The organism is Nocardioides zeae, assembly GCF_010686755.1.
Lineage (GTDB): Bacteria > Actinomycetota > Actinomycetes > Propionibacteriales > Nocardioidaceae > Nocardioides > Nocardioides zeae.
Map to the genome: position 1 here is coordinate 49686 of NZ_JAAGXA010000009.1, position 18530 is coordinate 68215.

General features: G+C 74.1%; 17 protein-coding genes. All 17 read right to left on the bottom strand.

The features are described from left to right. Positions 1-71 precede the first annotated feature (71 nt). Positions 72-920 (bottom strand): orotidine-5'-phosphate decarboxylase, encoded by an 849-nt coding sequence (gene pyrF, locus G3T38_RS13550; protein WP_163772849.1) that lies wholly within the window; start codon positions 918-920, stop codon positions 72-74. A gap of 52 nt (positions 921-972) precedes the next feature. Further along, the gene (locus tag G3T38_RS13555; RefSeq protein ID WP_163772850.1) at positions 973-2046 is read right to left on the bottom strand and encodes a quinone-dependent dihydroorotate dehydrogenase; all 1074 of its coding nucleotides are present in this window, start codon (positions 2044-2046) and stop codon (positions 973-975) included. 8 nt (positions 2047-2054) lie between these two features. Then, positions 2055-5513 carry a carbamoyl-phosphate synthase large subunit gene (gene carB, locus G3T38_RS13560; RefSeq protein WP_163772851.1) on the bottom strand — a complete coding sequence of 1153 codons (3459 nt, stop codon included), beginning with the start codon at positions 5511-5513 and terminating at the stop codon, positions 2055-2057. 3 nt (positions 5514-5516) lie between these two features. Continuing rightward, positions 5517-6653: a glutamine-hydrolyzing carbamoyl-phosphate synthase small subunit gene (carA, locus tag G3T38_RS13565; protein ID WP_163772852.1), complete on the bottom strand. Its 1137-nt coding sequence runs from the start codon at positions 6651-6653 to the stop codon at positions 5517-5519. Then, on the bottom strand, positions 6650-7999 hold the full coding sequence (locus G3T38_RS13570; protein WP_163772853.1) for a dihydroorotase: 1350 nt from the start codon (positions 7997-7999) through the stop codon (positions 6650-6652). Before G3T38_RS13570 ends, carA begins: the two co-directional genes overlap by 4 nt. Continuing rightward, a complete protein-coding gene (locus G3T38_RS13575) occupies positions 7996-8946 on the bottom strand; it encodes an aspartate carbamoyltransferase catalytic subunit (protein WP_163772854.1) in 951 nt (316 codons plus the stop codon). The genes G3T38_RS13570 and G3T38_RS13575 overlap by 4 nt, the downstream gene beginning before the upstream one ends. Continuing rightward, complete coding sequence (gene pyrR, locus G3T38_RS13580) at positions 8943-9542, bottom strand: bifunctional pyr operon transcriptional regulator/uracil phosphoribosyltransferase PyrR (protein WP_163772855.1); 600 nt, start codon at positions 9540-9542, stop codon at positions 8943-8945. Before pyrR ends, G3T38_RS13575 begins: the two co-directional genes overlap by 4 nt. 160 nt (positions 9543-9702) lie before the next feature. Further along, positions 9703-10713 carry an NADPH:quinone reductase gene (locus G3T38_RS13585; RefSeq protein ID WP_163772856.1) on the bottom strand — a complete coding sequence of 337 codons (1011 nt, stop codon included), beginning with the start codon at positions 10711-10713 and terminating at the stop codon, positions 9703-9705. 411 nt (positions 10714-11124) lie between these two features. Next, positions 11125-12411 (bottom strand): hypothetical protein, encoded by a 1287-nt coding sequence (locus G3T38_RS13590; protein WP_163772857.1) that lies wholly within the window; start codon positions 12409-12411, stop codon positions 11125-11127. 129 nt (positions 12412-12540) lie between these two features. After that, positions 12541-12942, bottom strand: a complete 402-nt coding sequence (nusB, locus tag G3T38_RS13595; protein WP_163772858.1) for a transcription antitermination factor NusB — start codon at positions 12940-12942, stop codon at positions 12541-12543. Further along, a complete protein-coding gene (gene efp, locus G3T38_RS13600; RefSeq protein WP_163772859.1) occupies positions 12942-13505 on the bottom strand; it encodes an elongation factor P in 564 nt (187 codons plus the stop codon). Before efp ends, nusB begins: the two co-directional genes overlap by 1 nt. A gap of 85 nt (positions 13506-13590) precedes the next feature. Further along, the gene (locus G3T38_RS13605) at positions 13591-14037 is read right to left on the bottom strand and encodes a type II 3-dehydroquinate dehydratase (protein WP_163772860.1); all 447 of its coding nucleotides are present in this window, start codon (positions 14035-14037) and stop codon (positions 13591-13593) included. 24 nt (positions 14038-14061) lie between these two features. Beyond that, positions 14062-15180 (bottom strand): 3-dehydroquinate synthase, encoded by a 1119-nt coding sequence (gene aroB, locus G3T38_RS13610; protein ID WP_338037645.1) that lies wholly within the window; start codon positions 15178-15180, stop codon positions 14062-14064. Then, positions 15173-15697: a shikimate kinase gene (locus G3T38_RS13615; RefSeq protein ID WP_420846809.1), complete on the bottom strand. Its 525-nt coding sequence runs from the start codon at positions 15695-15697 to the stop codon at positions 15173-15175. Before G3T38_RS13615 ends, aroB begins: the two co-directional genes overlap by 8 nt. A 7-nt stretch (positions 15698-15704) precedes the next feature. Next, positions 15705-16904 carry a chorismate synthase gene (gene aroC, locus G3T38_RS13620; RefSeq protein ID WP_163772861.1) on the bottom strand — a complete coding sequence of 400 codons (1200 nt, stop codon included), beginning with the start codon at positions 16902-16904 and terminating at the stop codon, positions 15705-15707. A gap of 46 nt (positions 16905-16950) precedes the next feature. Then, positions 16951-17682, bottom strand: a complete 732-nt coding sequence (locus G3T38_RS13625; protein ID WP_163772862.1) for a prepilin peptidase — start codon at positions 17680-17682, stop codon at positions 16951-16953. A 1-nt stretch (position 17683) separates the two neighbouring features. Further along, complete coding sequence (locus G3T38_RS13630; protein ID WP_338037646.1) at positions 17684-18529, bottom strand: shikimate dehydrogenase; 846 nt, start codon at positions 18527-18529, stop codon at positions 17684-17686. Position 18530: the final 1 nt, after the last annotated feature.

The window sequence follows — 18530 nt, forward strand, 5'->3', positions numbered from 1 at the left end:
AAGGAAGCGCCAATCTAGCCACGCGTCCGCGCGGGTGGCAATCGCGGCCGGGACCGTCGCCCGGACCGGCCTCAGGACCAGGCGGCGCGGAAGGTGTCGTTGAAGCGACGCGCCGCGTCGGCGAGCGCCCGCGGGTCGGGCCCGGCGGCGAGCACCTCGCGCGAGGAGCTCGGCAGCACGTGGCCGACCTCGTCGCCGAAGATGCGCTGCACGTCCGCGGCCGTGCCGCCCTGGGCCCCCACGCCGGGGGCCAGGAGCGGGCCGTTGATCGCCAACGACTCCCCCGCGGCGGCGTCGACACCGGCGATGGTGGCGCCCACGACCGCGCCGAAGGAGCCGAGCGGCTCCGCCCCGGCGTTGAGCACCCGGAGCTCGTCCAGCACCTCCGCCGCGACCGAGCGGCCCCGTCGCTGGGCGGCCTGCACCGTGGCCGCCTCGGGGTTGGACGTCAGCGCCAGCACGAACAGCCCGGCCCCGAACCTCTCGGCCGTCTCGACCATGGGGCGCAGCGACCCGAACCCCAGGTAGGGGCTCGCCGTGATGGCGTCGCACGCCAGCGGGGACGACGGGTCGAGGTAGGCGTCGGCGTACGCCTGCGACGTCGAGCCGATGTCGCCCCGCTTCACGTCGAGCAGCACCTGGGCTCCCCCGGCCCGCAGGTCGGCGATGGTGCGCTCGAGCGTGGCGACGCCCGCGCTGCCGAACCGCTCGAAGAACGCCGACTGCGGCTTCACCACGGCGCACGTGCTGCCCAGCGCCTCCGCCGCCGTCCGCGCGAACCGCTCCAGGCCCGCCGGCGTGACGTCCAGACCCCACGACTCCAGCAGGCGGGGGTGCGGGTCGATGCCCGCGCACAGGGGGCCGCGGTCGGCGACCGCGGCGGCGAGACGGGTCCCGAAGGCGGGGGCAGTGGTCGTCACGGAGCGCTCCTGGTGTCGGCGGGAAGGGGTACGGCGGAGGGGCGGGCCACGCTCACCGCGCGGCGTCGAAAGCGACGAGGCGGCGGGCGATGCGCCGCGGCAGCAGGGGCCCGCCGTAGACGAACGCCGTGTAGAGCTGCACGAGGTCGGCACCCGCCTGCACCCGCGCCAGCGCCTCCGCCGGGCTGTCGATGCCGCCCACGGAGACGAGGGCCGGACCGTCGAGCCGCTCGCGGAGCAGGCGGAGCACCTCGCGCGAGCGGACGGCCACCGGCGCGCCGGAGATCCCGCCCGCGCCGAGCGCCTCGACCTCCGCGGCCGGCGTGCGCAGCCCGTCGCGACGGACGGTCGTGTTGGTGGCGATCACCCCGTCGAGGCCCTGGGCCATGGCGAGGTCGGCGACCGCGAGCACGTCCTCGTCCGCCAGGTCCGGCGCGATCTTCACGACGAGCGGCACACGGCGCTCCGGGCTCGCCGCGTCCGCCGTGCGGCGGACGTGCGCCAGCAGGGGCTCCAGCCGCTCGACGGCCTGCAGCGTGCGCAGGCCCGGCGTGTTCGGGGAGGAGACGTTGACGACCAGGTAGTCCGCGTACGGCGCGAGCAGGCGCGTCGAGGAGCCGTAGTCGGCCAGCACCGCCGCCTCGTCGTCCTCCGGCACGATCTTCGACTTGCCGATGTTGACGCCGAGGACGAGCTCGGGGCGGCGCCCCGACCGGTCGAGCTTCTCCGCGCGCACCGCCAGGCGCTGCGCCACCGCCGCGGCGCCGTCGTTGTTGAAGCCCATCCGGTTGAGGACGGCGCGGTCCTCGGTGAGCCGGAACAGCCGCGGCGTGGGGTTGCCCGGCTGGGCGAGCGCCGTGACCGTCCCGACCTCGACGTGCCCGAAGCCGAGCGCCGCCAGGGCGTCGATGCCGACCGCGTTCTTGTCGAAGCCCGCGGCGAGGCCGAAGCGATGCGGGAAGCGGATCCCCATCACCTCCACGGCCCCCGCGCCCGCGCGCGGCGCCAGGTGCGCCGCGCGCAGGGCGGGACCGGCCGCCCGGATGGCCCGGAACGACGCGTGGTGCGCGCGCTCCGGGTCCGTCCGGGTCAGGACCTTCTCGAACAGCAGGTCGTAGGTGCCCACGGCGCGCCTCAGCCCGCCGCGCCGGCGTCGGCCACGACCGGGGGCTGCAGCACGGTCGCCCACTCCTGCAGGCTCCGCACGCCGATGTCGCCGCGCCGCATCGCCTCGATGCCCTGGACCGCGGCGCCGAGCCCCTGCACCGTGGTGATGCACGGGACGTTCGCCTTGATCGCGGCGGTGCGGATGTCGTAGCCGTCGAGCCGCACCTGCCCCCCGGTCCCGGCACCCGGCACGTCGCCGCCCGCGGACGCCGGCTCGGCCCCGGCCGCGCCGTACGGGGTGTTGACGATGAGCTGGATCTCGCCGTCGTCGATGAGCTGCACGGTGGTGCGCTCGCCGTTCGGGCCGGGCCCCTCGTGCTGCTTGCGCACGAGGGTGGCCGCGACGCCGTTGCGGCGCAGCACCTCGGCGGTGCCCTCGGTGGCGACGATCTCGAAGCCGAGGTCGGCGAGCACCTTGATGGGGAACACCATGGCGCGCTTGTCGCGGTTGGCCATCGACACGAAGACCTTGCCGCTGCTCGGCAGGGAACCGAACGCCGCCGCCTGCGACTTCGCGAACGCCGTGCCGAAGTCGGCGTCGAAGCCCATGACCTCGCCCGTGGACTTCATCTCGGGGCCGAGGACCGTGTCGACGAACTGGCCGTCGGGGGTCTTGAACCGGTTGAACGGCATGACCGCTTCCTTGACGGCGATCGGGCAGCCGTCGGGCAGGGTGCCGCCGTCGCCGCTCGCCGGGAGCACGCCCGCCGCCCGCAGGTCGGCGATCGACTCGCCGAGCATCACGCGCGCCGCCGCCTTCGCCAGCGGCGTCGCCGTCGCCTTGGAGACGAACGGGACCGTGCGGGAGGCCCGCGGGTTCGCCTCGAGCACGTAGAGGATGTCGGAGGCGTGCGCGAACTGGATGTTGATCAGCCCCCGCACCCCGACACCGCGGGCGATGGCCTCGGTGGCGCGGCGGATCCGGCCGATCTCCCGGGCGCCGAGCGTGATGGGCGGCAGCGCGCAGGAGGAGTCGCCGGAGTGGATGCCGGCCTCCTCGATGTGCTCCATCACGCCGCCGAGGAAGAGCTCCTCGCCGTCGAAGAGCGCGTCGACGTCGATCTCGACGGCGTCGTCGAGGAACCGGTCCACGAGCACCGGCGCCGCGTGGCTGATGAGGCCCGCCGCGACGTACTTCTCGAGGTACGCCTCCAGCGAGGCGTCGTCGTAGACGATCTCCATGCCCCGACCGCCGAGCACGTAGGACGGGCGCACCAGCACCGGGTAGCCGATCTCGGCCGCGATGGCCTCCGCCTCGGCGTACGACGTCGCGGTGCCGTGCTTGGGCGCCGTGAGCCCGGCCGCGGCGAGCACGCGACCGAACGCGCCCCGCTCCTCGGCGAGGTCGATGGCCGCGGGCTGGGTGCCGACGATCGGGACGCCCGCCTCCTCGAGGCCACGGGCGAGACCGAGCGGGGTCTGGCCGCCGAGCTGGCAGATGACGCCGACGACCGGACCGGCCTGCTGCTCGGCGTGGACGATCTCGAGCACGTCCTCGAGCGTCAGCGGCTCGAAGTAGAGCCGGTCCGACGTGTCGTAGTCGGTCGAGACCGTCTCCGGGTTGCAGTTGACCATGATCGTGTCGAACCCGCCGCCCGGCAGGCCCCCGCCGTCCTTCGCCGCGCTGAGGGCCAGCGAGGCGTGCACGCACGAGTAGTCGAACTCGATGCCCTGCCCGATCCGGTTCGGGCCGGAGCCCAGGATGATCACGGCGGGCCGCTCGCGCGGCGCGATCTCGGTCTCCTCGTCGTAGGACGAGTAGTGGTAGGGCGTGCGCGCTGCGAACTCGGCCGCGCACGTGTCCACCGTCTTGTAGACCGGCCGCACGCCCAGGGCGTGCCGCACCCCGCGCACCACCGCGGGCGCCAGGTTGCGGATCCTCCCGATCTGCACGTCGGAGAAGCCGTGGCGCTTGGCCCGGCGCAGCACGGCCGCGGTCAGCTCCGGCGCGGCGGCGATCTCGCCCGCCACCTCGTTGATGAGCGCGAGCTGGTCGACGTACCACGGGTCGATGCCCGTCGCCGCGAAGATCTCCTCGGCCGTGGCGCCCGCCCGCAGGGCGTCCATGACCTTCTTGAGCCGGCCGTCGTGGGGCACGGCGATCTCGGCGAGCAGGGCGTCCTTGTCGAGGTCCACCCACTGGTGGCTCCAGTCGAAGGCCGCGTCCTTGCTCTCCAGGGAGCGCAGCGCCTTCTGGAGCGCCTCCGTGAAGTTGCGGCCGATCGCCATGGCCTCGCCCACCGACTTCATGTGGGTGGTGAGACGCGGGTCGGCGCCGGGGAACTTCTCGAACGCGAACCGCGGCACCTTGACGACGACGTAGTCGAGCGCCGGCTCGAAGCTCGCCGGCGTCTCCGCCGTGATGTCGTTGGGGATCTCGTCGAGGGTGTAGCCGATGGCCACCTTCGCCGCGATCTTCGCGATGGGGAAGCCCGTCGCCTTCGACGCCAGGGCGCTCGAGCGGGAGACGCGCGGGTTCATCTCGATGACGATGACGCGGCCGTCGGCGGGGTTCACCGCGTACTGGATGTTGCAGCCGCCGGTGTCGACGCCGACCTCGCGGATGATCTCGATGGCGAGGTCGCGGAGGTGCTGGTACTCGCGGTCCGTCAGCGTCATGGCCGGCGCGACCGTGATCGAGTCACCGGTGTGGACGCCCATCGGGTCGAGGTTCTCGATGGAGCAGACGATGACGACGTTGTCGGCCTTGTCGCGCATCACCTCCAGCTCGTACTCCTTCCAGCCGATGATCGACTCCTCGATGAGGACCTCGGTCGTGGGGCTGGCGGAGAAGCCGGAGCCGGCGATGCGCACCAGGTCGTCGGCGTCGTAGGCGATGCCCGAGCCGGTGCCGCCCATCGTGAAGGACGGCCGGATGACGACCGGGTAGCCCAGCTGCTCGGCGGCCTCGAAGGCGCGCTCCAGGGCGTGCTTCTCCTTGGCGGACTTCGGGGCGTCCGGGCCGAGCGCCTCGCCGTTGCAGACGATGCTGCGGGCGACCTCGCCGCCGACCTTGTGCACGATGGCGTTGAACTGCTCGCGGTTCTCGCCGCGGTGGATGGCCTCGAAGCTGGCGCCGATCATCTCGACGCCGTACTTCTCGAGCACGCCCCGCTCGTGCAGCGCGATGGCCGCGTTGAGCGCCGTCTGCCCGCCCAGCGTCGGCAGCAGCGCGTCGGGGCGCTCCTTGGCGATGACGCGCTCGACGAACTCGGGGGTGATCGGCTCCACGTAGGTCGCGTCGGCGAACTCGGGGTCGGTCATGATCGTCGCCGGGTTGGAGTTCACCAGCACGACCCGCAGGCCCTCGGCCTTGAGCACGCGGCACGCCTGGGTGCCCGAGTAGTCGAACTCGCACGCCTGGCCGATGACGATCGGGCCGGACCCGATCACCATGACGCTCGTGATGTCGTCGCGCTTCGGCATGGTTCAGGCCCTCCGGTCGTTCATGAGGTCGAGGAAACGGTCGAACAGGTACGCCGCGTCGTGCGGCCCGGCGGCAGCCTCCGGGTGGTACTGCACCGAGAAGCTCTTGAGCGCCCCGCCCTCGCCGTCGCGGAGCTCGAGGCCCTCGACCACGTCGTCGTTGAGGCAGACGTGGCTGACGCTCGCCGCGCCGTACGGGGTCGCGGTCGTGCCCTCGAGCGGGGCGTCGACGGCGAAGCCGTGGTTGTGCGCCGTCACCTCGACCTTGCCGGTGGTGCGGTCCATGACGGGCTGGTTGATGCCGCGGTGGCCGTACTTCAGCTTGTAGGTGCCGAAGCCGAGCGCGCGGCCGAACAGCTGGTTGCCGAAGCAGATCCCGAAGTACGGCAGGTCGCGGCCGAGCGCCTCCTGCAGCAGCGCCACCTGGTCGGTGGTGGCGGCCGGGTCGCCGGGGCCGTTGGAGAAGAACAGGCCGTCGGGGCCGTCCTCCCCCACCGCCAGCACGTCCTCGATGGAGGCGGTCGCGGGCAGCACGTGCACCTCGATGCCCCGCTCGCTCATCATCCGCGGCGTGTTGGCCTTGATGCCGAGGTCGACCGCGGCGACGGTGAAGCGCTTCTCGCCGACCGCGGGGACGACGTACGCCGACGTGGTCGTGACCTCGTCGGAGAGCTCGGTGCCCGCCATCTCCCCCGACGCGCGGACGCGCTCGAGCAGACGGGCGGGGTCGGTCTCCGTCGTCGAGATGCCGACGCGCATGGCCCCCCGCTCGCGCAGGTGCCGGGTGAGGGCGCGGGTGTCGACGCCGGAGATGCCGACGACGCCCTGCTCGCGCAGCTCGTCGTCGAGCGTGCGCCGGCTGCGCCAGCTCGACGAGACGCGGGCGGGGTCGCGCACCACGTAGCCCGCGACCCAGATGCGGGCCGACTCGGGGTCCTCGTCGTTCATGCCGGTGTTGCCGACGTGCGGGGCCGTCATGACGACGACCTGGCGGTGGTAGGAGGGGTCGGTGAGGGTCTCCTGGTAGCCGGTCATGCCGGTGGAGAAGACCGCCTCGCCGAAGGTCTCCCCGGTCGCGCCGTAGGCCTCGCCGTGGAACGTGCGTCCGTCCTCGAGGACGAGCAGGGCGGGGGTGCTCATGTGAGGCTTCCTTCCGTGGTGGCGCCGATCTCGACGAGCTGTCCGTCCAGCACGGTGGGGGTGCCGCGCAGGAACGTCGCACGGACCGCCGCGGTGAGCGTGCGGCCGTGCCAGGGGTTGTTGCGGGAGAGCGACGCCGAGTCGTCGCGGTCGACGACGACCGAGGCGGCCGGGTCGACGAGGGTGAGGTTGGCCGGCTCGCCGACGGCGACGGGGCGTCCGTGGCCCTGGTCGCCGCGGCCCGCCAGCCCGGCGATCTCCGCCGGGCGCGTCGACATGACCCGGGCGACGTCGCCCCAGCCCATCCGGCCCGAGGAGACCATCACCGAGGCCACGACACCGAGGGCGGTCTCGAGGCCCAGCATGCCGAAGGCGGCGTCGACGAAGGCGTGCTCCTTGTCGTGCCGCGCGTGCGGCGCGTGGTCGGTGGCGACGGCGTCGATCGTGCCGTCGGCCAGCGCGTCCCGCAGTGCCTCCACGTCCTCCGCGGGCCGCAGCGGCGGGTTGACCTTGAACGTCGGGTCGTAGCCGCCGAGCAGGTCGGTGGTCAGCAGCAGGTGGTGCGGCGTGACCTCGGCCGTCACCTGGATGCCCAGGCTCTTGGCCCAGCGCAGCACCTCGACGGTGCCGGCGGTGGAGGCGTGGGCGACGTGCACGCGGCTGCCCGTGTGGCGGGCGAGCATGACGTCGCGGGCGACGATGACCTCCTCCGCGACGCCCGGCCAGCCCGGCAGCCCGAGACGGCCCGACAGCTCCCCCTCGTGGCAGCAGGCGGTCGCGCCGGCGAGCGTGGGCTCCTGGGCGTGCTGGGAGACGACGCCGCCGAAGGCCTTGACGTACTCCAGCGCCCGGCGCATGACGCGCGCGTCGGCGACGCACTTCCCGTCGTCGGAGAAGACCCGGACCCCGGCGCGGCTGCGGGCCATGAGCCCCAGCTCGGCGAGCTCCTCGCCGCGCAGGCCCTTGGTGACGGCCCCGACCGGCTGCACGTCGACGATCCCGGCGGCGCGACCCAGGGCGTGGACGCGCTCCGCCGCCTCCGCCGTGTCGGTGACGGGGCTGGTGTTGGCCATCGCGAGCACGGCGGTGTAGCCACCGCGTGCCGCAGCCGCCGAGCCGGTGCGGACCGTCTCCGCGTCCTCGCGGCCCGGCTCGCGCAGGTGGGTGTGGAGGTCGACGAGCCCCGGGAGCAGCACGAGGCCGTCGGCCTCGACCACGCGTGCGTCGGAGGGCGCGTCGACGCGCGCCGTACCGACCTCCGCGACGACGCCGTCGACCAGGAGGACGTCGGCGGTCTGCTCGCCCAGGAGCGAGGCGCCCCTCACGATGACAGGCTGGTGGGTCATGCGGTTCCCTCCCCGGCGAGCAGGTGGTACAGGACGGACATGCGGACCGCGACGCCCGCGGAGACCTGCTCGAGGATCAGCGACTGCGCCGCGTCGGCCGCGTCGGCGGCGATCTCGAGGCCGCGGTTCATCGGGCCGGGGTGGCAGATCGGCACCTCGGGCCCGAGCACGCGCAGGCGGTCGCGGGTGAGGCCGTAGCCCACCGTGTACTCCCGGCTCGTCGGGAAGAAGCCACCGCTCATGCGCTCCTTCTGGACGCGCAGCATCATCACGGCGTCGGCCTTCGGGAGCACCTCGTCGAGGTCGTACGACGTGGCGAAGCCCGCGCTCGAGCTCCAGCTCGCGATGCCCGCGGGCATGAGGGTGGGCGGCGCCACCACCGTCACCTGGGCGCCCAGGCGCGTCAGCGTGATGACGTTGCTGCGGAAGACGCGGCTGTGGGTGAGGTCGCCGACCAGCACGACGTGACGGCCCTCGAGGCTGCCGAGCCGGCCGCCGTCGCCGAAGTGGCGGGACAGCGCGTAGGCGTCGAGCAGGGCCTGCGTCGGGTGCTCGTGCGTGCCGTCGCCGGCGTTGACCACGGCGGCGTCGACCCACTGGGAGACCTGCTGCGCCGCGCCGCTCGCGCCGTGGCGCATGACGACCGCGTCGACCCCCATCGAGGCGATGGTGAGCACGGTGTCGCGCAGGCTCTCGCCCTTCGAGGCCGAGGAGCCCTTGCCCGTGATGTTGATGGTGTCCGCCGAGAGCCACTTGCCGGCGATCTCGAAGCTCGAGCGCGTGCGGGTGGAGTCCTCGAAGAACAGGTTGATGATCGTGCGGCCGCGGAGGGCCGGCAGCTTCTTCACCTCGCGCCGCTGCACGTCGTGCATCTCGGCGGCGGTGGCGAAGAGGGTGGCGATGTCGTCGGCCGTCAGGTCCTCGGACGAGAGCAGGTGCTTGTTCACCGGGCCACCTCCTCGGTCGGGCGCGCGGCGTCGGGGCTGTCGGCGATCCGCACGACGTCGAGGCCGTCGGTCTCCTCGAGACGCACCATGACGCGCTCGCTGCGGGCGCTCGGCAGGTTCTTGCCCACGTGGTCGGCGCGGATCGGCAGCTCGCGGTGGCCGCGGTCGACCAGCACCGCGAGCCGCACGACAGCGGGCCGGCCGATGTCGGCGAGCGCGTCGAGCGCGGCCCGGACGGTGCGCCCCGAGTAGAGGACGTCGTCGACGAGCACGACCGTCTTCTGGTCGATGCCGCCCGCGGGGATCGCGGTGGGCTGCGGCGCCCGGGCCGGGTGGCGGCGCAGGTCGTCGCGGTAGAGCGTGATGTCGAGGGCCCCGACCGGGATCGTCACGCCCTCGGTCTCCGCGATGCGCGCCGCGATGCGCTGGGCGAGGCCGACGCCGCGGGTCGGGACGCCGAGGAGGACGAGACCCTCGTGGCCCTTGTTCCGCTCGAGGATCTCGTGGGAGATGCGGGTGAGTGCCCGGGCGATGTCACGGGCGTCGAGGACGGTGCGGCCGGGTGGGCCGACTGCGGGCTCAGTCGTCGCAGGCATGCCTGCAGAGACCTCCTTCTCCGCCTCACGGGACGGCTCGTTAAAGGATGTCGAACGGGCGGGACTCTAGCAGCAGCCCGACCCTCCTGCGACGTACGCCGCGGGCGGTGCTCGTCACGTGGACGCTCGCCCGCGGCGTACCTTCCCGGGTCTCCCGGGCTCAGGCCGTCGTGACCTGCACGAGCACCTTGCCCACCGTCCCGCCCTCGACGGCGTCGTGGGCGGCGGCGAGCTCCTCGAGCGGGAGGTGGTGCAGCGGGAGGCCCGCGTCCTCGCCCACGCGGAGGGCGCCGGCGGCGACAGCCGCGGTGACGTCCTCGGCGCCGGCCCGCAGCAGGGCAGGCGCGACCTGGTAGAGGAACACCCCCTGCAGGCGCAGGTTCTTCGCGAAGGCCTGCCGCACGGGGAGGGTCACCTCGTCGCCGCCGTCGTTGGCGTAGTAGGCGACCGTGCCGTGGTTGCGGACCACGGCGAGGTCGATGCCGATGTTGGTGGCCGGGGCGACCTCGACGACGAGGTCGACACCGTCGGGCGCGATCGCGCGGACCGCCGCGACGACGTCCTCCGTGCGGTAGTCGACGACGTGGTGGGCGCCGGCTGCACGGGCCAGGGCGGCCTTCTCCGGGCTGCTCACCGTCGTGACCACGGTCGCGCCCGACCAGACGGCGAACTGGATGGCGGCGTTGCCCACCGCGCCGGCGCCGCCGGCGACGAGGACCGTGCTGCCGTCGAGGGACCCGGGACCGAGGCGGGTCACGTCGCCGGAGGTGAGGGCGCGGTGCGCCGTCAGGGCCGGTACGCCGAGGCTGGCGCCGAGGTCGAAGGAGGCGCCGTCGGGCAGGGGCACGACGCGGTCCGCCGCCTGCACCGTCAGCTCCGCCGCGGCGCCGATGCCCTTCTCGTGCTGCGCGAGGTAGAGCCAGACGCGGTCCCCCACGGCCAGGTGCTCGACCCCCTCGCCCACGGCGTCGACGACCCCGGCGCCGTCCTGGCCGGGAGCGACCTCCGGGTGGGTCGGGCCCATGACCGCGCGGAACTTCCAGTCGGTCGGGTTCACGCCCGCCGTCACGACGCGCACCCGCACCTCGCCCGGACCGGGCTCGGGCGCGTCGCGCTCGACGACGTGCAGGACGGAGGAGGGACCGGTCTCGGTGTAGACGACTGCTCGCATGAGGGGGCAACCCGGCGGCGGCCGGACGTGTTCCCGGGTGTGGTCCCCCGGGGCGGTCGGTTCCCCGGCTGACCGGGGAACACGCCGCTTCGACCATCAACGTTGATGGTCAAAGCGGTCGGTTCGGTGCATGCGACGGTCGTTCTGTGCTCCGCCCTGCGGGTCGGGTGTCCGCGAGGGCTGTCGAACGAGGGGCCCCGGTCGACCCCGGACGGCCGCTGGGCGAGGAGAACGCGGACCGGCGAGCGCGACACGCCGAGGCGCAGCAGGGTCCCGTCCGCGTTTTCTTTCTCCGGAACCGGGCCCGCCAGCGCCCCCGAACTGTGCGGCTGCGCCGTCCCGGATCGCGCCAGACCCGCACCAGCTGCACATTCCGTGCGCCGGCCAGCGCCTCAGAGCGCCGGCCAGCGCCTAGAGCGCCTCGGCCATCCCCGCACAGGCACGTAGCCACGCCCGCTGGGTCGCGACCGACAGCCGCGCGTAGGGCACCACCGACCCCGAGACCAGCACCGGGTCGTAGGGCACCCGGTAGACGGCGCGGGTGCGCTGCTCGTAGACCCCCACCAGGTCGGACGCCAGCTGCTCGTCGACCTTCGGCGACGGGTCGGAGAGCACGGTGACGGTGCGGCGCTGGAGGTCGGCGTACCCGGCGTCGGCCAGCGCGTCGAGCATCCACAGGCCGCTGTAGCCCGTGTCCTCGCGGACGGTGCTCGTGACGACGAGCAGGTCCGCCGCGTGGGCCGCGGCCAGCCAGTTCTCGGCGCGCAGGTTGTTGCCGGTGTCGACGATGACGAGCCGGTAGAACCGCTGCAGCAGCGCGTGCACGGAGCGGAAGTCGTCGGCGCGGATCGTGCCGCTGACGTCGGGCCGCTCGTCGGAGGCGAGCACGTCGAAGTGGGCGTCGCCCTGCGAGCGCACGAAGGCGCCGAGGTCGCCGATGCGCGACTGGTAGACGTCGTTGAACTTCTCGAGGTCCTCCAGCAGCTCCCGCGTGGTGTTGCGGTGCTCGCCCCGGACGCCCCGGATGCCGAGCGTGCCGCGGGTCTCGTTGTTGTCCCAGGCGACCACGCCGCCGCCCCGGACGGTGCCGAAGGTGTAGCCGGCCATCAGCACGCCGGTCGTCTTCGCGGCGCCGCCCTTCGGGTTGAGGAACACGATGGTGCGCGGCCCGTCGAGGTCCCGCTGGACCGCGCGCCGCTGCAGCTCGTGCTCGTGCTCCGCGCGCCCCATGGGCGTCTTCAGGGCTCCCCCGCTCCACCGGTTGACGCGACCCCGCCACCCCCACGTCGCCGGCCCGAACGGCTCCTCACCCACGCGTCGGTCGAGGAAGTCGGTCGCCGTCATGAAGCGCGGCACGCTCGGCTCCGCCGGTGTCCCCGGACCGACCGCGGAGGGCGGGCGCACCGCGGGCACCGCGGCGTCCGGGCGGGGCGGGAGGGCGCCGTACGCCGCAGGCTGGGCCGGCAGCGCCACGTCAGCCCGGCGGCGACCGCCGCCGGGAGCGGGCACCGGCGGCACGGCGGGCACGGGCGGCACGACGCGGGTGTCGTCGTCGGCCGCCCACGCCGGGGCGGGAGCGGCGGCGCGCTGCTGGTCCTGCTGGGCCGCGTAGGCCTCGAGCTCGTCCGTCGTGTAGAGCCGCTCGCTGGTCGAGTCGGGCAGCTGGCCGACGCCGGGGTGGTCGGGGGGCACGTTCACCGAGAGGCCTCCGGGACAGGACGGGTGCGGGTCAGGACCGGCCCCGGTCCGCGGCCGGAACGTCCGCGGGCGGGGCACGGCCTGCGCCGTTACCCCGCCCGCGAGCGTGACAAACCCTGGGGTGACTCCTCAGGCCCGCTGTCCGCGGACGATCGCGCCCAGCACCCCGTTGACGAAGCTCGGCGAGTCGTCGGTGGACAGGTCACCGACGAGCACGAGGGCCTCGCTCACCGCGACGGCCGCATCGACGTCGTCGGCGTGGAGGATCTCCCACACCGCGATGCGCAGCACGTTGCGGTCGACCGCCGGCATGCGCTCGAGGCTCCAGCCGTCGGCGCTGTCGCGGAGGAGCTGGTCGATCTCGGCCTGGTGCTCGACCACGCCGCGCACGATCACGACGGAGTAGGGGTTGGTCGGCCCCTCACCCCCGGCGATGTCCGCCTCGAGCTGCTCGACCGCGCTCTGCCCCCGCATCTCGGAGGCGAAGAGCACGTCGAGGGCCCGCTTGCGGGCCTTGGTGCGGGCCCCCATCAGGACTTGACGCGGCCCAGGTAGGACGAGTCGCGCGTGTCGACCTTGACCTTCTCGCCGGAGCTCAGGAAGAGCGGCACCTGGATCTCGTGACCGGTCTCGAGCGTGGCCGGCTTCGTGCCGCCCGTCGAGCGGTCGCCCTGCAGGCCCGGGTCGGTGTGGGTGATGAGGAGCTCGACGGACGCGGGCAGCTCCACGAAGAGCACGCGGCCCTCGTTGGTGGCCACGATGGCCTCCTGGTTCTCCAGGAGGAAGTTCTTCGCGGAACCGACGATCTCCGGGGCGATCTCGAGCTGGTCGTAGGTGCCCGTGTCCATGAAGACGTAGTTCGAGCCGTCGTTGTAGAGGTACTGCATCGTGCGGCGGTCGACCGTCGCGGTCTCGACCTTGGTGCCGGCGTTGAAGGTCTTGTCGACGACCTTGTTGGACTCGACGTTCTTCAGCTTCGTGCGCACGAACGCCGGGCCCTTGCCGGGCTTGACGTGCTGGAACTCGACGACGGACCAGAGCTGGCCCTCCAGGTTGAGAACCATGCCGTTCTTCAGGTCGTTCGTGGATGCCATGCGCGCGTCAGCCTCACAGAGTCGTCGATGGAGCGGATCGAGAAGGTGCGGGCGCCACCGCTCGGGCGCGCGCCGACGGAGGAGTCTATCCAGCGACGCGCGCGGCGACGAACTCCAGTGCCTCGCGGTAGCCGTCGATGCCCTTGCCCTTGACCACCGTCGCGGCGTGCGGCGTGACCAGCGAGGTGTGCCGCCAGACCTCCGGACGGGCCTCCGGGTCGGAGAGGTGCACCTCGACGAGCGTCGCCTCGAGCTGGGCGCACGCGTCGTACACCGCGTAGGAGTAGTGGGTCCACGCAGCCGCGTTGAGCACGACCGGCACCCGGTCGTCGGCGGCGGCGTTGAGCCAGTCGACGAGCTCGCCCTCGTGGTTGGTCTGCCGCGTCTCGATGTCGAGACCGAGGCCGTCACCCCACGTGCGGCAGCGCTCGACGAGGTCCGCGTACGTCGTCGTGCCGTAGATCTCCGGCTGCCGCCGGCCGAGCCGTCCGAGGTTCGGCCCGTTGAGCACGAGCACCGTCGTCCGCACCATCACCACTCTCCTCCGCGCCGGCGCTCAGGCGCCGCGCATCCTCTCGTACGCCGCACGCAGGTCCGCCTCGGCGGGTCCGGCCAGCACCCGCGGCCGGGCGAGGCCGTCGAGCACCACGAACCGGAGCTGGTCGCCGCGCGACTTCTTGTCCACCTTCATGGCGGCGTGCAGCTGCTCGTAGGGCGCCCCGTCGTACCGGGTCGGGAGCCCGACCGCCGCGAGCGTGCCGGCGTGGCGCGCCGCGGTGGCGTCGTCGAGGTGCCCGGTGCGCCGGGCGAGCTCGGCGACGAAGACCATCCCGATGGCGACGGCCTCCCCGTGCCGCATCGTGTAGTCCTCCGCCCGCTCGATCGCGTGCGCCATCGTGTGGCCGTAGTTGAGCGCCTCGCGACCGGGGTGTCCCCCGCCGCCGGCGAACCCGGCCGTCTCCTTGAGGTCGCCGACGACGACGTCGACCTTGACCTGCACCGAGCGCCGCACCAGCTCGGCGAGCACCGGGCTGGCCGGGTCGACCGCGCCCGCCGGGTCCTCCTCCACGAGTCGCAGGATCTCGGGGTCGGCGATGAAGCCGCACTTGACCACCTCGCCGAGCCCGCTGACCAGCTCGTCGTGGGGCAGCGTCCCCAGGGTCGCGAGGTCGCAGACGACGCCCGCGGGCTCGTGGAACGAACCGACGAGGTTCTTGCCCGCTGCGGTGTTCAGGCCGGTCTTGCCGCCGACGGCCGCGTCCACCATGCCGAGGAGGGTGGTCGGCACGTGCACCGCCGGCACGCCCCGCAGCCAGGTGGCGGCCACGAACCCACCCATGTCGGTGGTCGCGCCGCCACCGACGGTCACGACCGCGTCGGAGCGGGTGAAGCCCGCCTCGCCGAGGGCGTCCCACGCGGCCACCGCGACGGCGGCGGTCTTCGCGCCCTCGCCCTCGGGCAGGGGCAGCTCGAGCACCGCCAGGCCCGCCTTGCCGAGGTCGGCGATGACGGGCTCCGCCAGGTGGCGCAGCCCGTCGGGGAACAGCACGGCCACGCGCCGCACCCCGTCCCCCAGCATCGGGAGCACCCGGTCGCCGACGCCGCGGCCGATGACGACGTCGTACGGCGCGGCTCCCCCGACGTGGATCTCCACCGGTCCGTCGTGCTCAGGCACGGGTGTCCTCCTCGAGACGGGCCTCGATCGCCGCAGCGACCTCCGCCGGCTCGCGGCCGTCGGTCGGGACGACGAGCGTGGCGAGCTCCGTGTAGAGGGGGGTGCGCTCGTCGAGCAGCGCCTTGATGCGGGCACGGACGCCGCCGAGCAGCAGCGGGCGCGAGCTGCCGAGTCCGACCCGCTGCACCGCGTCGGCCAGGCCGACCTGGAGGAACACGACCACGTGGTCCGCCAGCAGGGTGCGGGTGTCGGGGTCGAGCACGGCGCCGCCGCCGAGCGCCAGCACGCCCGTGTGCTCCGCGAGCGCGGTGCGCACCGCCGCCCGCTCGAGGGCACGGAAACGGGCCTCGCCGTCCTCCACGAAGATGTCGGCGATGGCGCGACCCTCGGCCGCGACGACGTCGGCGTCCGTGTCGCGGAAGCCGACCCCCCACCGCTCCGCCAGCACCTCGCCGACGGTCGTCTTGCCGGCCCCCATGGAGCCGATGAGGACGACCCGCGGCCGGGCCGCGCTCACGCGAGCCTCACCGGAACCTCAGCGCAGCCAGGTAGCCCTCGACGTTGCGGGCGGTCTCGCCGACGGAGTCGCCACCGAACTTCTCGGTGACGGCGTCCGCGAGCACGAGCGCCACCATCGCCTCGGCGACGATGCCGGCAGCCGGCACGGCGCACACGTCGGAGCGCTGGTGGTGCGCCGCGGTGGGCTCACCGGTCGCGACGTCCACGGTGCGCAGCGCGCGCGGCACGGTCGCGATCGGCTTCATGGCGGCCCGCACGCGGAGCGCCTCGCCCGTCGACATGCCACCCTCGGTGCCGCCCGCGCGGCCCGAGGCGCGGCGCAGCCCGAGGGCGTCACCGGCCGAGCCAGGCGCGTCGGCGACGATCTCGTCGTGCGCCAGGGAGCCCGGCGTGGCCGCCAGGTCGAACCCGTCGCCCACCTCGACGCCCTTGATGGCCTGGATGCCCATGAGGGCACCGGCCAGCCGTGCGTCCAGACGGCGGTCCCAGTGCACGTGGGAACCGAGGCCCGGCGGCAGGCCGTGCACGACGACCTCGACGACGCCACCGAGCGTGTCGCCGTCCTTGTGCGCCTGGTCGATGCGCTCGACCATCTGCTTGCTCGCCTCCGGGTCGAGGCAGCGCACCGGGTCGGCGTCGAGGCGCTCGACGTCGTCGGGCGACGGCACGCTGCCCTTCGGCGCCGGCACCCCGCCGAGCTCCACGACGTGCGAGACGATCCGGGCGCCGGTGGTCTGCTCGAGGAACGCCGCGGCGACGGTGCCGAGCGCGACCCGCGCGGCCGTCTCCCGGGCCGACGCCCGCTCGAGGATGGGACGGGCCTCGTCGAAGTCGTACTTCTGCATGCCCACCAGGTCCGCGTGTCCGGGACGAGGGCGCGTGAGCGGGGCGTTGCGCGCACTGCTGGCGAGCTCGGCCGGGTCGACGGGGTCGGCCGCCATGACCTTCTCCCACTTCGGCCACTCGGTGTTGCCCACCTCGATGGCCACGGGGCCGCCCTGCGTCTCGCCGTGGCGGACGCCGCCGATGAAGCGCACCTCGTCCTGCTCGAACTTCATGCGCGCCCCGCGGCCGTAGCCGAGGCGGCGACGGGCGAGGGCGTCGGCGACGTCACCGGAGGTGACACGGACGTGGGCGGGGAGACCTTCGAGGATCGCGACCAGACTGGGGCCGTGCGACTCGCCGGCGGTGAGCCATCGGAGCATGGGGCGGATTGTTCCACGCACCGGCTGCCGCCAGGCCCGCGGTCTCCTACGCGGACAGCCCGGGCAGCAGCAGCGGCCCGCACCACAGTCCGACCAGCGTGCCGACGAACATGAACGGCCCCAGCGGGTAGGCGCCGCGCGCGACCAGCCGCAGCAGCATGAGGAGGCCGGCGACCACCCCGCCGAGCAGGAACGGCAGGTAGAGCCCGAGCGCCACCTCGGCCCAGCCGGCCCACCCGAGCACCCCGGCCAGCAGGCCCGAGAGCCGCACGTCGCCGAAGCCCATCCAGCTCGCGCTGATGCGCCAGGGCAGCCAGTAGCAGACCAGCCCGACGAGCGCCGCGATCCCGGCGCGCCGGAGGTCGTCGGTCGCCCCCGTCGCGAGCGTGGCGACGACCATGAGGGCCGCCACCGCGGCGTACGCCGGGTAGATCACCCGCGTCGGCAGCAGGAGCGTGCGCCAGTCCACGTAGCTGAGCAGCACGCCCACCGGCACGAGCACGAGCAGCCACGCCAGCGGCCAGCTCCAACCGGCGAGGGCGCCGACGAGGGCGCCCGCGACCGCGCCCGCGACGCTGAACCCCAGCGGCAGACCGGGGCGGCGGGCGAGCTCGCCGAAGGTGGGGTACGTCGGGCGCTCCGGTCGGGGCTGCGCCTGCGGCTCGTCGTCCTCGTACGTCGGGGGGTCGGGCACGCGCGCCAGCACCGCCGGCATCACCGCGCTCGCGGCCGCACCGACGGTGGCCGCGACGACGACGGCGCCGAGCTCGAGGGCCACGTCAGGCCCCGGCTCCGACGCCTGCCGTGCGTGCCGCGAGGGCGGCGCGACCCGCGTCGCGCATGACCGCCACGCCGACCGTGGCGCCCGTGAACTGCTCGAGCTGGAGCAGCGCCTGGTGGGCGAGGAGGTCGAGGCCGTCGACGACGGTCGCGCCGGCGGCGGCGGCAGCGGCGGCGAGCGGGGTGGGCCAGGGGTCGTAGACCACCTCGAACACCACCGGCGCCGGGGCGAGCAGCGCGACGAGGTCCGGGGTCTGGCCCGCGACGGGCACGGTCGCGACGACCACGTCGCCGAGCGCGAGCCCCGCCGGCACGTCGTCGGTCGCGACGACGTCCACCGCGGGCGCCGCGGGATGCGCACGCACCGCGGCCACGGCCTCGGCCGCCCGCTCGGGCGAGCGGACCAGCACCGTCAGGCGGCGTGCGCCCAGCTCGGTCAGGGCGAGGGCCGTCGACGCCGCCGTGGCTCCGCCCCCGAGCACCGTCGCGCGGCCCACGTCGGTCACGCCGCGCTCGCGGAGCGCCGCCACCGCGCCGGGCACGTCGGTGTTGTCGGCCTGCACCCCCTCGGGGCCGAGCACGAGGGTGTTCGCTCCCCCGGCCGCCACGGCGAGGGGGGTGCGGCGGTCGGCGAGCGCCAGCGCCTCACGCTTGTGCGGCATCGTCACCGACAGCCCGCGCCACCCCGGCCCGAGGCCTGCGACGTGGGCCGTCAGGCCGCCGGCCGGCACGCGCACCGCGTCGTACGTGACGTCGGTGAGGCCGAGGGCCGCGTACGCCGCACGGTGCAGCACCGGCGAGAGCGAGTGCTCGACCGGGTCGCCGACGACGGCGCAGCGGCGCACC

Excerpts from the sequence above, each read along its gene's own strand:
- pyrR (WP_163772855.1), bottom strand. The coding sequence starts at position 9,542 with ATGCCTGCGACGACTGAGCCCGCAGTCGGCCCACCCGGCCGCACCGTC.
- carB (WP_163772851.1), bottom strand. The coding sequence starts at position 5,513 with ATGCCGAAGCGCGACGACATCACGAGCGTCATGGTGATCGGGTCCGGC.
- efp (WP_163772859.1), bottom strand. The coding sequence starts at position 13,505 with ATGGCATCCACGAACGACCTGAAGAACGGCATGGTTCTCAACCTGGAG.
- aroC (WP_163772861.1), bottom strand. The coding sequence starts at position 16,904 with ATGCTCCGATGGCTCACCGCCGGCGAGTCGCACGGCCCCAGTCTGGTC.
- carA (WP_163772852.1), bottom strand. The coding sequence starts at position 6,653 with ATGAGCACCCCCGCCCTGCTCGTCCTCGAGGACGGACGCACGTTCCAC.
- G3T38_RS13570 (WP_163772853.1), bottom strand. The coding sequence starts at position 7,999 with ATGACCCACCAGCCTGTCATCGTGAGGGGCGCCTCGCTCCTGGGCGAG.
- G3T38_RS13605 (WP_163772860.1), bottom strand. The coding sequence starts at position 14,037 with ATGGTGCGGACGACGGTGCTCGTGCTCAACGGGCCGAACCTCGGACGG.
- G3T38_RS13585 (WP_163772856.1), bottom strand. The coding sequence starts at position 10,713 with ATGCGAGCAGTCGTCTACACCGAGACCGGTCCCTCCTCCGTCCTGCAC.
- nusB (WP_163772858.1), bottom strand. The coding sequence starts at position 12,942 with ATGGGGGCCCGCACCAAGGCCCGCAAGCGGGCCCTCGACGTGCTCTTC.